Below are 13,079 nucleotides of genomic sequence, written 5' to 3' on the forward strand. Positions count from 1 at the left end.
GTTGCGATGTTAGGCATTATTTTGACGGGTCACGGCGGGTTTGCCAGCGGGCTTGAGCAGGCGATGAAGCAGATCCTCGGCGAGCAGCCGCAGTTTATCGCCATCGATTTTCCGGAAACCTCCACCACCGCGCGGCTGACCGCTCAGCTTGAGCAGGCGGTGAGCGAACTCGATGCGCAGCACGATATTGTGTTTCTCACCGACCTGCTCGGCGGAACGCCGTTCCGAGTGGCGTCAACGCTCGCGATGCAAAGGCCGGGCCGCGAAGTGATCACCGGCACCAACCTGCAGCTGCTGCTGGAGATGGTGCTGGAGCGCGACGGATTAAGCAGCGAAGCGTTTCGTCTGCAGGCGCTGGAGTGCGGACACCGCGGCCTGACGAGCCTGGTGGACGAGCTGGGGCGCTGTCGCGAGGAAGCCCCTGCTGAGGAAGGGATATGAGCCAGCTGCTGCGCGCGCGACGGATCCTTACCGAACGGGGCTGGCTGGACGACCACCAGCTACGCATTGAAAGCGGTGCGGTTGCGGCGATTGAACCCATCCCGGCGGGCGTTACGACGCGGGATGCGGAGCTGCTTTGCCCGGCCTATATCGATACGCACGTCCACGGCGGCGCGGGCGTGGACGTCATGGATGATGCGCCCGGCGTGCTGGACACCCTGGCAATGCATAAAGCCCGCGAAGGCGTGGGCGCATTTCTGCCCACCACCGTGACCGCACCGCTGGAGAGTATCCACGCCGCGCTGATGCGGATTGCCCGGCGCACTCGGTCCGGCGGCCCCGGCGCGCAGATCCTGGGCAGCTATCTGGAAGGACCGTACTTTACGCCGCAGAACAAAGGGGCGCATCCGCCGGAGCTGTTCCGGGAGCTGGATATCGCCGAGCTGGACAGGCTGGCTGACGTTTCACAGAGCACGCTACGGGTGGTGGCGCTCGCGCCAGAAAAGCCCGGCGCGCTGCAGGCGATTCGCCATCTTAAACAGCGCGGTATACGCGTGATGCTGGGCCACGGCGCTGCCACGTACCGGCAAACTCTCGCCGCGTTTGATGCGGGTGCCGACGGGCTGGTTCACTGCTACAACGGCATGACGGGGCTGCATCACAGAGAGCCCGGCATGGTCGGCGCAGGGCTGACGGACAAACGGGCGTGGCTGGAGCTGATTGCCGACGGCCACCACGTCCATCCGGGGGCGATGCGCTTATGCTGCTGCTGCGCGCAGGATCGCGTGGTGCTGATTACCGATGCCATGCAGGCGGCAGGTATGCCGGACGGACGGTACACGCTCTGTGGTGAAGAGGTCTCGATGCAAAACGGCGTGGTTCGAACCGGCTCCGGCGGGCTGGCGGGCAGCACGCTGTCGCTGGATGCCGCGGTCAGGAATATGGTGGAGCATGCGGGCGTAACCGCCGAAGACGCTATCCATATGGCCTCGCTGCACCCAGCCCGGCTGCTGGGCATTGAGGGTCAGCTCGGATCCTTAGCCCCGGGTAAACGCGCCAATATCATTGCGCTGGACGGGGGTTTACACCTCCAGCAGATCTGGATTCAGGGCCAGGCTCTCCCCCTTTAGCCCTTTCATTGTGTCTCCTGTTGGCCTTACGGCACCCGATCGTAAGGCCTTTCTTTTCCTTTCCTTAAATTTTCCCTTTCCTTTCACGATCACACTTTTCGTTTTATTTCTTTTCTTCCATTGAAGTTTCGATTTCTTTTCTATAGATTTTATTTAACTGATTAAGTGAACAAGTGAAACGAAACGAAAGATAGCGACACGATTGCCAGCGTCTGATGTGGAATTCACACGACTAAGGACTGAGTTATGCCACAAACCACTACCGCCGCGACAACCGGCACCTGGACCGAGGAAGAGATCCGCCAGCAGCCTGCCAGCTGGATCCGCTCGCTCAACAACATCGATAACCTGCGTGCTTCGATCGACAGTTTCCTGACGCCGCTGCTGCGCAAGGACGATCTGCGGATCGTCCTGACCGGCGCGGGCACGTCCGCCTTTATCGGCGATATCGTTTCTCCCTGGCTCGCGAGCTACACCGGGAAAAACTTCACTGCCGTCCCGACAACCGATCTGGTCACGAACCCAATGGACTACTTCAGCCCTGCGCATCCGCTGCTGCTGATTTCGTTTGCCCGCTCCGGCAACAGCCCGGAAAGCGTCGCGGCCGTTGAGCTGGCAAACCAGTTCGTGCCGGAGTGCTACCACCTGTCGATCACCTGCAACGAGGCGGGCAGCCTGTATCAGAACGCCATCGACAGCGATAACGCCTTTGCCCTGCTGATGCCTGCCGAAACGCACGATCGCGGGTTCGCGATGACCAGCAGCATCACCACCATGATGGCGAGCTGTCTGGCGGTGTTCGCGCCGGAAGCGATCAATAGCCACACCTTCCGCGACGTGGCAGATCGCTGTCAGGCGATCCTCACTACGCTCGGTGATTTCAGCCACGGCGTCTTTGGCAATGAAGCGTGGAAACGCGTCGTCTATCTGGGAAGCGGCGGCCTGCAGGGCGCGGCGCGCGAATCGGCGCTGAAGGTGCTGGAGCTGACGGCGGGCAAGCTGGCGGCGTTTTACGATTCCCCGACGGGCTTCCGTCACGGGCCGAAGTCGCTGGTCGATAGCGAAACGCTGGTGGTGGTGTTTATCTCCAGCCATCCGTATACGCGTCAGTACGATCTGGATCTGCTGGCCGAGCTGCGCCGCGATCGCCAGGCCCTGCGCGTCGTCGCCATCGCCGCTGAAAACGATCCGGTCATTGAAGCGGGTCCGCACATTCTGCTGCCGCCTTCACGTCCGTTTATCGATATGGAACAGGCGTTCTGCTTCCTGATGTATGCCCAGGTCTTTGCGCTCACCCAGTCGCTCAGCGTAGGCAATACGCCCGATACGCCATCCGCCAGCGGGACGGTCAACCGCGTGGTGCAGGGCGTTGTTATTCACCCGTGGCAGGCTTAAGAGGATCGGATCATGAGTATTATTTCTACCAAATATCTTCTGCAGGACGCGCAGGCAAAAGGCTACGCCGTGCCGGCGTTCAACATCCACAACGCGGAGACGATCCAGGCGATCCTTGAAGCGTGCAGCGAAATGCGATCGCCGGTGATCCTCGCGGGCACGCCGGGCACCTTTAAGCATATTGCGCTGGAAGAGATCTACGCCCTGTGCAGCGCGTACTCCCACACCTACGACATGCCGCTGGCGCTGCACCTCGATCACCACGAATCGCTGGACGATATACGCCGCAAGGTCAACGCGGGCGTGCGCAGCGCGATGATCGACGGCAGCCACTATCCGTTTGAACAAAACGTGAAGCTGGTGAAGTCGGTGGTCGATTTCTGCCACCTCAACGACTGCAGCGTCGAGGCCGAACTGGGCCGTCTGGGCGGCGTGGAAGATGACATGAGCGTGGACGCCGAAAGCGCGTTCCTCACCGATCCGCAGGAGGCGAAACGCTTCGTCGAACTGACCGGCGTCGATAGCCTTGCCGTCGCCATCGGCACCGCTCACGGCCTGTATACCAAACGCCCGAAAATCGACTTCCAGCGGCTGGCGGAAATTCGCGAAGTGGTCACCGTGCCGCTGGTGCTGCACGGCGCGAGCGATGTGCCGGATGAGTTTGTTCGCCGCACCATCGAGCTGGGCGTGTGCAAAGTCAACGTGGCCACCGAGCTGAAAATTGCCTTCTCTGACGCGGTTAAAGCCTGGTTTGCCGAAAACCCGCAGGGGAACGATCCGCGCTTCTACATGCGGGTCGGCATGGACGCCATGAAAGAGGTGGTCAGAAGCAAGATCGCCATTTGCGGCTCGGCAAACCGGCTCCTGCTTCCTGCCGAAGCCTGATCCCATCGCGCATTACGTCAATACCTAAAAAATAACTATAAGCCTCGCAAATATGAAGGCGCGTCCTTAAGCCGGACAGCGCCTTCCATTATCCTAAAAATCCGAGGAGTCCCTACATGACACAGGAAAAGTCGTTTAAATCGAAAGCGTGGGAATTTTTCCAAAGCCTGGGAAAGACGTTTATGTTCCCGGTCTCTCTGCTGGCCTTTATGGGGTTGCTGCTGGGTATCGGTAGCTCCGTCACCAGCCCTTCCACTATTAAAAGCTTTCCCTTTCTGGGCGGCGAGTTAACGCAGCTGACCTTTGGCTTTATCGCCATGGTGGGCGGGTTCGCCTTTACCTATCTGCCGCTGATGTTTGCCATGGCTATCCCGATGGGCCTCGCCAAACGCAACAAGGCCGTGGGCGCCTTTGCCGGGTTCGTTGGCTACATGCTGATGAACATGAGCATCAACTACTACCTGACCGCCACCCACCAGCTTGCCGACGCCGCCACCATGAGACAGGTAGGACAATCGATCGTGCTGGGCATTCAAACGCTGGAAATGGGCGTGCTGGGCGGCATCGTAGTCGGGGTAATCACTTACTTCCTACACGAGCGTTTTCAGGACACCGTGTTACACGATGCCTTTGCCTTTTTCAGCGGCATTCGTTTCGTGCCGATTATCACCGCCCTTACGCTGTCGCTGGTTGGTCTGTTTATCCCGCTGTTGTGGGAGTACGTGGCGCTGGGGATTGCCGGAATTGGCCATATCATTCAGAGCACCAGCGTTTTCGGACCGTTCCTGTACGGCGTAGGCGTGCTGCTGCTTAAACCCTTTGGTCTGCACCATATCCTGCTGGCGATGGTACGCTTCACGCCGGCAGGCGGCATTGAGATGGTCAACGGCCATGAAGTGGCTGGCGCGCTGAATATCTTCTACGCCGAGCTGAAAGCCGGACTGCCGTTTAGCCCGCACGTTACCGCGTTTCTGTCACAAGGCTTTATGCCGACCTTTATCTTTGGCCTGCCTGCCGTGGCGTACGCCATCTACCGCACCGCGCGTCCGGAAAACCGCCCTGTAATTAAGGGGCTGCTGCTTTCCGGCGTGCTGGTTTCCGTCGTCACCGGTATTTCAGAACCGATTGAGTTTCTGTTCCTGTTTATCGCCCCTGCGCTTTACGCCTTCCATATCGTGATGTCGGGCCTGGCGCTGATGGTGATGGCCCTGCTTGGGGTCACCATCGGCAACACCGACGGCGGGATTTTGGATCTGCTGATCTTCGGCGTAATGCAGGGAATGTCGACCAAATGGTATCTGCTGTTCCCGGTCGGTATCGCCTGGTTTGCCATCTACTTCTTCGTCTTCCGCTGGTACATCCTCAAACACAATATCAAGACGCCGGGCCGTGAAGTGGACGCGCAGGGTGCGCAGCAGGCCGTCGAAGCCAACACCCGCGCACGTGGAAAATCGAAATACGATCACGGGCTTATCCTGCGCGCGCTCGGTGGCAAAGAGAACATCGAGTCGCTCGACAACTGCATCACCCGCTTGCGCCTGGTCGTGAAGGAGATGGGGCTTATCGATCAGCAGGCGCTGAAAGTGGCTGGCGCCCTGTCGGTGGTGGTGCTGGATGCTCACAGCGTTCAGGTGATCATCGGCCCGCAGGTGCAAAGCGTCAAAACCGGCATTGAAGCCTTAATCTAACAGGGGGTTGTTGTGTTTGATTTCGACAAAATCATCGAGCGTAAAAGCGATAAGTGCCGTAAATGGGACCATGCGTTTGTCTGCTCACGCTTTGGTGATGTCCCGCAGGGGTTTATCCCGCTGTGGATCGCAGATATGGATTTCACCTCGCCACCGGCCGTTATTGAGGGCTTCCAGCGCATCGTGGAGCACGGCACCTTTGGCTATACCTGGTGCTTCGACGAATTTTACGACGCGGTGATGGCCTTCCAGCGCACGCGTCATCAGGTTGAGGTTGAGAAGTCGTGGATTACCCTGACCTACGGCACCGTCTCCACGCTCCATTACACGGTCCAGGCGTTCTGCACGCCTGGCGATAGCGTGATGATGAACACGCCGGTCTACGATCCGTTTGCGATGGCGGCGCAGCGCCAGGGCGTGCGGGTGCTTGCTAACCCGCTATCAGTGAAGCAAAACCGCTATCAGCTGGATTTTGATCTGATTGAAGAGCAGCTCAAAACCCACCGTCCAAAACTGTGGTTCTTCTGCTCGCCGCATAACCCCTCAGGCAGGATCTGGCGCGCGGATGAGATACGCCAGGTCTCCGATCTCTGTAAGCGCTACGGCACGATTCTGGTGGTCGATGAGGTTCACGCTGAGCACATTCTGGACGGCACATTCGTCAGCTGTCTGACCTCGGGCTGTGCCGCACTGGACAACCTGATCGTGCTGACGTCGCCAAATAAAGCCTTCAACCTGGGCGGGCTGAAAACGTCCTACTCCATGATCCCGGACGATTCGCTGCGCCAGCGCTTCCGCCAGCAGCTTGAGAAGAACTCGATTACCTCACCCAATATGTTCGGCGTATGGGGGATTATCCTGGCCTACCAGCACGGCCTGCCGTGGCTCGACGCGCTGAACGGGTATCTGCAAGGGAACGCCCGCTACCTTGCGGACGCTATTCAGACCCACTTCCCGGCGTGGAAGATGATGAACCCGGAATCGTCGTATCTGGCCTGGGTAGACGTAAGCGCCGACGACCGCAGCGCCACAGCGTTGACCCAACATTTCGCCCAGCAGGCCGGTGTCGTGATTGAAGACGGCAGCCACTACGTGCAAAACGGCGAAAACTACCTGCGGATTAACTTCGGCACCCAGCGCTACTGGCTGGAGCAATCCATCAACCGAATGCTGAAGCATTACTAATAAGGAATCTTACCCTGATGAAAAAAGTGCTCACACTCTCGATGCTGGCCCTGTTTGTTTCTCACGGCGCACTGGCCGCTAACTACGCGCTCAACAACGACAATATTGCTCTGTCGTTTGATGACGCAAACTCAACGGTAGTGGTTAAGGACAATAAGGCTAACCATCCGCTCACGCCGCAGGAGCTGTTCTTTCTGACGCTACCGGATGAGACAAAAATCCACACCGCGGATTTCACCATTAAGCACGTCGAAAAGCAGGACAACGCAATTGTCGTCGACTTTACCCATCCGGACTTTAACGTAACGGTGAAGCTGAACCTGGTGAAGGGAAAATACGCCAGCATCGACTACACCGTTGCCGCAGTCGGCCAGCCGCGAGACGTGGCGAAAATTACCTTCTTCCCGACGAAAAAGCAGTCTCAGGCACCCTATGTGGACGGGGCGATTAACAGCTCGCCGATCGTTGCTGATTCGTTCTTTATTTTGCCAGACAAGCCCATCGTTAACACTTACGCCTATGAAGCGACCACCAATCTCAACGTAGAGCTGAAAACGCCGATCCAGCCAGAGTCGCCGGTCAGCTTTACCACCTGGTTCGGCACCTTCCCGGAAATCAGCCAGCTGCGCCGCAGCGTGAACCAGTTTATTGATGCGGTGCGTCCGCGACCGTACAAGCCTTATCTGCACTACAACAGCTGGATGGATATCGGCTTTTTCAATCCGTACACCGAGCAGGATGTGCTGGGGCGGATGGACGAGTGGAATAAGGAGTTTATTACCGGACGCGGCGTGGCGCTGGACGCCTTCCTGTTGGACGACGGCTGGGACGACCTTACCGGGCGCTGGCTGTTTGGCCCGGCATTCAGCAATGGTTTTGGCAAGGTTCGGGAAAAAGCCGACAGCCTGCACAGCTCGGTCGGGCTGTGGCTCTCGCCGTGGGGAGGCTACAACAAGCCGCGCGACGTTCGCGTCTCGCATGCAAAAGAGTATGGGTTCGAAACCGTCGACGGGAAGCTTGCGCTGTCAGGGCCGAACTACTTTAAGAACTTCAATGAGCAGATCGTTAAGCTTATCAAAAACGAACGCATTACCTCATTCAAGCTGGACGGGATGGGTAATGCCAACGCGCATATCCAGGGTAGCCCGTATGCCTCGGATTTTGACGCCTCTATCGCCCTGCTGCATAACATGCGCAGCGCCAACCCGAATCTGTTTATCAACCTGACAACAGGTACCAACGCCAGCCCGTCCTGGCTGTTCTACGCCGACTCGATCTGGCGCCAGGGCGATGACATCAACCTGTACGGCCCCGGCACGCCGGTACAGCAGTGGATGACCTACCGCGATGCGGAAACCTACCGCTCCATTGTGCGCAAAGGCCCGCTGTTCCCGCTGAACTCCCTGATGTACCACGGGATCGTCAGCGCGGAAAATGCCTATTACGGGCTGGAGAAAGTCCAAACGGACAGCGATTTTGCCGATCAGGTCTGGAGCTACTTCGCGACCGGCACGCAGCTGCAGGAGCTGTATATCACCCCTTCAATGCTGAACAAGGTGAAGTGGGATACCCTGGCGCAGGCGGCGAAGTGGTCGCGGGAAAACGCCAGCGTGCTGGTGGATACGCACTGGATTGGTGGCGATCCAACCGCGCTGCAGGTTTACGGCTGGGCATCCTGGAACAAGGACAAAGCGATTCTCGGCTTGCGTAACCCGTCGGATAAGCCGCAAAGCTACTACCTGGATTTGGCGAAAGATTTCGAAATCCCAACGGGAAACGCGGCGCAATTTAGTCTGAAAGCGGTGTACGGCAGTAATTCAACCGTACCTGAGGAGTACAAAAACGCGGTGGTGATTACGCTGCAGCCGCTGGAAACGCTGGTGTTTGAGGCGGTGCCAGGAAAATAAAAAGTGTTCGGCTGGCAGGTTAAGCCATAACCTGCCAGCTTCCCCCTTTCCTTGCCCCCAGGCGTTTTAATTTACCTTTTGTTTGCAAAGAATGGAGATAGCGTTCCGCGGTGCGGGAAGTCACGCCCAATACAGAGGCCAACATCACCGCAGTCATTTGCGGTTGAACGGTAAGAAGCTCAAGGATAGTGTTTTCCTTTTCCGACAATTCTTCCGACACTTTTTCCGACATAATGGATGTCATATCGATGCTTTCCCGCAAAGCTTCGGCCAAATTTTGCAGCATAAACGCCACGAATGCCGTGCAATCACTGGCCCGATCGCATTGTCCTAAAATCTGGTAATAGCGCGCTTGCTGGAAGTGAATGAGTGTCTCAACGGGCAGCCATGCAAGCTCTGCACGCCACTGGCTTAAGATCAGCGTTTGCCACAGCCGCCCCATGCGGCCATTTCCATCCGAAAAGGGATGAATAAACTCAAACTCGTAATGAAATACCGAGCTGGCAATCAGCGGGTGAAGATCGGTTTGCTTAAGCCAGGAAAGAAGATCGTCGATAAGGCGGTTCATCTGCGAGGCAGGCGGAGCCATGTGGACTAACTGGTTTCCACGGTATACCCCTACGTCCCCATTTCTGAGCTTTCCGGGATGATCGACCAGACCCATCATCAATAATCGGTGCGCACTGAGTAAGTCATTGAGCTTCCAGGGCTTCCATTCGGGCAATTTTTCATATGCCAGGATAGCGTTACGTACTTCCTGAATATCTTTTTCAGGTGCAAGCACGCGCTTGCCATCCATGATTGCCGTCACCTGCCCTGTCGTCAGCGAGTTGTGCTCAATGGCCAGCGAGGCCTGAATGGTTCGAATACGGTTCTCTTTACGGAGAAGTGGCGAAGCTCTACCTGAATGTGCCGCCCAATGCCCCAATAGCTCACCAATCTCAACCACCTGATTGAGGATAAAGGGTGTGATGGTGAACGGAGGCTGATAGCGGCTCATCTGGATTACTCCCCCTGCTGCTCCAGCGCATGCTTATACAGCGCATTTTTCTTCACGCCGTGAATTTCCGCCGCTAATGCCGCCGCTTTCTTCAGCGGCAGTTCCGCCTGCAGCAGCGCCAGCGTGCGCAGCGCGTCGGCTGGAAGCGCGTCTTCCTGCGCTTTATGTCCTTCGACAATCAGCACCATTTCACCCTTGCGGCGGTTTTCGTCTTCCTTCACCCACGCCAGCAGTTCACCCACCGGCGCGCCGTGGATCGTTTCCCAGGTTTTGGTCAGCTCGCGCGCCAGCACCACGTAGCGGGCCTCTCCCCAGACGGTCACCATATCTTCCAGGCTCTCCAGCAGGCGGTGCGTGGATTCGTAGAAAATCAGGGTGCGCGGTTCCGCTTCCAGATCCTTTAGCACGTCGCGACGGCCTTTGGATTTGGCTGGCAGGAAGCCTTCATAGCAGAAACGATCAGACGGTAGACCCGCCGCGCTCAGCGCAGCAATGGCGGCGCACGGCCCCGGCAGGGGTACAACGCGAATACCGGCTTCACGACAGGTCCGCACCAGGTGATAGCCAGGATCGTTGATCAGCGGCGTACCGGCGTCGGAGACCAGCGCAATGTTCTGCCCCTCTTTCAGCTTCGCCACCAGCGTTTCGGCTTTTTGTTGCTCATTGTGATCGTGCAGAGCAAACAAACGGGCGTTAATCGCGAAGTGTTGCAGCAGCAGGCCGGTGTGGCGGGTATCTTCAGCGGCAATTAAATCAACAGCTTGCAGTACGGTGAGCGCACGTTGGGTAATATCAGACAAATTCCCGATAGGAGTAGGTACAATATAAAGCTGGCCTTGAGAATTATCTGCCGTTTCGTGTTGTTTCATTGTTTCGTCCGTATTGCCGATTTAATATTGAGCATTGCGTAAAAAAAATCACTGGATACAGTATGGTACCGTTAACGTTTCTTCGAAAAAAAGCCACGCGCAGCGTGCCGCTTCTGCTGGCAGCCCTGATCTTTGCAGGCTGTGGCACCCAGGCACCTGACCAGAGCACCGCCCATCTTCAGGGTTCTGCTCAGGCTGATTCTGGCTTTTATCTGCAACAAATGTCGCAGAGTTCAAATGATACCAAGACCAACTGGCAATTACTCGCCATTCGTGCACTGCTGAAAGAGGGTAAAACCCAGCAGGCTGCCGAACTGTTTAACCAGTTGCCGAAAGATCTTAACGACGCCCAGCGTCGTGAGCAGAGCCTGCTCTCTGCCGAGCTGAAGGTCGCGCTGAAGGATTACGCCGCCGCGAAGAAGATCCTCGGGGACATTGACGTGAGCGCGCTGGATAAAAATCAGCAGGCTCGCTTCTGGCAGGCGGGCATTACCGCAGAGCAGGGGCGCCCTTCCCTGACGCTGCTCCGCGCCCTCATCGCGCAAGAGCCGCTGCTCGGCGGTGCCGATAAGCAGAAAAATATCGATGCCACCTGGCAAGCGCTTGCCTCTATGACCCAGGAACAGGCGCAGGCCCTGGTCATCAACGCCGATGAAAACGTTCTTCAGGGCTGGCTGGATCTGCAGCAGATGTGGTTTAACAACCGCAGCGATCCAAAGATGCTGAAGGCCGGTATTACGGACTGGCAGACGCGCTACCCGCAAAACCCGGGTGCGAAAATGTTGCCAACCCAGCTGGTGAACGTGCAGAACTTTAAGCCAGCGTCCACCAGCAAAATCGCCCTGCTTCTGCCGCTCAACGGCCAGGCGGCGGTGTTTGGCCGAACTATTCAGCAGGGCTTTGAAGCAGCGAAAAACGGCACGACGTCGGTAACCGGCAGTGCGGTTCCCGCGCAGGCGGCCCAGGCGGCTAACGTGAATGACGTTGTCAGCCCGTCAGCAGCAGAGACCAGCGACCTGACTACGGCGCAAGCGCCGGCGCAGGGTACGATGCAAAACCCAGTGACGGCTCCGACGACGCCTCCGGCTTCACCTGCACCGGCTACTACAGCACCTGCTAGTCAGGCTCCGGCCGAGACGCAAGCGGCGCCAGCGCCTGACACAACAGCAGAACAGCCTCAACAGCAGCCTGCACAACCCGCGGCCCAATCTGCTGCGCAGCCGCAGGCCGTGGCAACCACCAGCGCCAACCCGGGCGCTGAGTTGAAAATCTACGACACCAGCTCGCAGCCGCTTGACCAGGTTCTGGCGCAGGTTCAACAGGACGGGGCGAGCATCGTTGTCGGTCCGCTGCTGAAAAACAACGTGGAAGAGCTGATGAAGAGCAATACCACGCTGAACGTACTGGCGCTCAACCAGCCCGAGCAGGTTCAGAACCGGGCCAATATTTGCTACTTCGCGCTTTCCCCTGAAGATGAAGCCCGCGATGCGGCGCGCCATATTCACGAGCAGGGTAAGCAGGCTCCGCTGCTGCTCATCCCACGCAGCGCGCTGGGCGATCGCGTGGCCAATGCCTTTGCCGATGAGTGGCAGAAGCTCGGCGGCGGCGTGGTGCTGCAGCAGAAATTCGGTTCCGTCTCTGAACTGCGCGCGGGCGTAAACGGTGGAGCGGGTATCGCGCTTAACGGCAGTCCTGTCACCGCGAGCCTGCCACAGCAGCAGAGCGTGACGATTGGCGGCCTGACGATCCCTGCCCCACCTACCGACGCGCAGATTAGCGGTGGCGGTAAAGTGGATGCGGCCTATATCGTTGCCACGCCGCAGGAGATCGCCTTTATCAAACCGATGATCGCGATGCGTAACGGCAGCCAGAGCGGCGCAACGCTCTACGCCAGCTCGCGCAGCGCGCAGGGCACCGCAGGCCCGGATTTCCGTCTGGAAATGGACGGTCTGCAGTACAGCGAAATCCCGATGCTGGCAGGCAGCAACCCGGCGCTGATGCAGCAGGCGCTGAGTACCGTACGTAACGATTATTCGCTGGCGCGTCTGTATGCGATGGGTGTCGATGCATGGGCGCTGGCGAACCACTTTACCCAGATGCGTCAGGTGCCGGGCTTTGAGCTTAACGGCAACACCGGCGATCTGACCGCGACTCAGGACTGCGTGATCAACAGGAAGTTATCATGGCTCAAATACCAGCAGGGGCAAATCGTCCCGGCCAGTTAAGCCGTAAAGAGACCGGCGATGCGTGGGAGTTAAAGGCGCGTCGCTGGCTTGAAGGCAAAGGACTGCGCTTTATCGCCGCTAACGTCCGAGGGCGCGGCGGCGAAATTGATCTGATCATGAAAGACGGTCAGGTCATTGTGTTTGTAGAAGTCCGCTTTCGACAGTCCTCCCGTTTTGGCGGTGCTGCCGCCAGCGTGACGCTCGCCAAACAACATAAATTATTACAGACTGCCCACTTGTGGCTTGCCCGCCATAATGGGAGCTTTGATACTGTGGATTGCCGGTTCGATGTGATAGCCTTCACCGGAAATGAGATCGAATGGCTTAAAAACGCTTTTGGCGAAGACGCATAAT

General features: G+C 57.9%; 11 protein-coding genes. 9 read left to right on the plus strand and 2 right to left on the minus strand.

The annotated features are described in order from the left end of the window. Window positions 1-6: 6 nt before the first annotated feature. The 7 genes from agaF to GVO84_RS19815 all read left to right on the plus strand — a co-directional run bounded on the left by agaF (window position 7) and on the right by GVO84_RS19815 (window position 8,631). Window positions 7-441 (plus strand): PTS galactosamine/N-acetylgalactosamine transporter subunit IIA, encoded by a 435-nt coding sequence (gene agaF / locus GVO84_RS19785; protein ID WP_159514984.1) that lies wholly within the window; start codon window positions 7-9, stop codon window positions 439-441. Further along, the gene (gene nagA / locus GVO84_RS19790; RefSeq protein ID WP_159514985.1) at window positions 438-1,571 is read left to right on the plus strand and encodes an N-acetylglucosamine-6-phosphate deacetylase; all 1,134 of its coding nucleotides are present in this window, start codon (window positions 438-440) and stop codon (window positions 1,569-1,571) included. The genes agaF and nagA overlap by 4 nt, the downstream gene beginning before the upstream one ends. Before the next feature lie 246 nt (window positions 1,572-1,817). After that, window positions 1,818-2,966 (plus strand): SIS domain-containing protein, encoded by a 1,149-nt coding sequence (locus GVO84_RS19795; RefSeq protein ID WP_159514986.1) that lies wholly within the window; start codon window positions 1,818-1,820, stop codon window positions 2,964-2,966. Between the two features lie 12 nt (window positions 2,967-2,978). Continuing rightward, a complete protein-coding gene (kbaY, locus tag GVO84_RS19800; protein ID WP_159514987.1) occupies window positions 2,979-3,851 on the plus strand; it encodes a tagatose-bisphosphate aldolase subunit KbaY in 873 nt (290 codons plus the stop codon). A gap of 116 nt (window positions 3,852-3,967) precedes the next feature. Then, window positions 3,968-5,539, plus strand: coding sequence for a maltose/glucose-specific PTS transporter subunit IIBC (gene malX / locus GVO84_RS19805; protein WP_159514988.1), 1,572 nt, complete (start codon window positions 3,968-3,970; stop codon window positions 5,537-5,539). 12 nt (window positions 5,540-5,551) lie between these two features. After that, the gene (locus tag GVO84_RS19810) at window positions 5,552-6,724 is read left to right on the plus strand and encodes a MalY/PatB family protein (protein ID WP_121424749.1); all 1,173 of its coding nucleotides are present in this window, start codon (window positions 5,552-5,554) and stop codon (window positions 6,722-6,724) included. Window positions 6,725-6,741: 17 nt separating this feature from the next. Further along, a complete protein-coding gene (locus tag GVO84_RS19815; protein WP_159514989.1) occupies window positions 6,742-8,631 on the plus strand; it encodes an enterotoxin in 1,890 nt (629 codons plus the stop codon). A gap of 19 nt (window positions 8,632-8,650) precedes the next feature. Here GVO84_RS19815 and GVO84_RS19820 read toward each other — a convergent pair whose 3' ends face one another. Beyond that, on the minus strand, window positions 8,651-9,631 hold the full coding sequence (locus tag GVO84_RS19820; protein ID WP_159514990.1) for a Fic family protein: 981 nt from the start codon (window positions 9,629-9,631) through the stop codon (window positions 8,651-8,653). Window positions 9,632-9,636: 5 nt separating this feature from the next. Next, window positions 9,637-10,500 (minus strand): 16S rRNA (cytidine(1402)-2'-O)-methyltransferase, encoded by an 864-nt coding sequence (gene rsmI, locus GVO84_RS19825; protein ID WP_023309315.1) that lies wholly within the window; start codon window positions 10,498-10,500, stop codon window positions 9,637-9,639. Window positions 10,501-10,562: 62 nt separating this feature from the next. Between rsmI and GVO84_RS19830 the strand changes: the two genes are divergently transcribed. Both GVO84_RS19830 and GVO84_RS19835 read left to right on the plus strand, forming a co-directional pair. Then, on the plus strand, window positions 10,563-12,725 hold the full coding sequence (locus tag GVO84_RS19830) for a penicillin-binding protein activator (RefSeq protein ID WP_159514991.1): 2,163 nt from the start codon (window positions 10,563-10,565) through the stop codon (window positions 12,723-12,725). Further along, on the plus strand, window positions 12,683-13,078 hold the full coding sequence (locus tag GVO84_RS19835; protein ID WP_028014533.1) for a YraN family protein: 396 nt from the start codon (window positions 12,683-12,685) through the stop codon (window positions 13,076-13,078). Before GVO84_RS19830 ends, GVO84_RS19835 begins: the two co-directional genes overlap by 43 nt. Window position 13,079: the final 1 nt, after the last annotated feature.

This window comes from Enterobacter sp. SM3 (assembly GCF_009811935.2).
GTDB classification, from domain to species: domain Bacteria; phylum Pseudomonadota; class Gammaproteobacteria; order Enterobacterales; family Enterobacteriaceae; genus Enterobacter; species Enterobacter asburiae_D.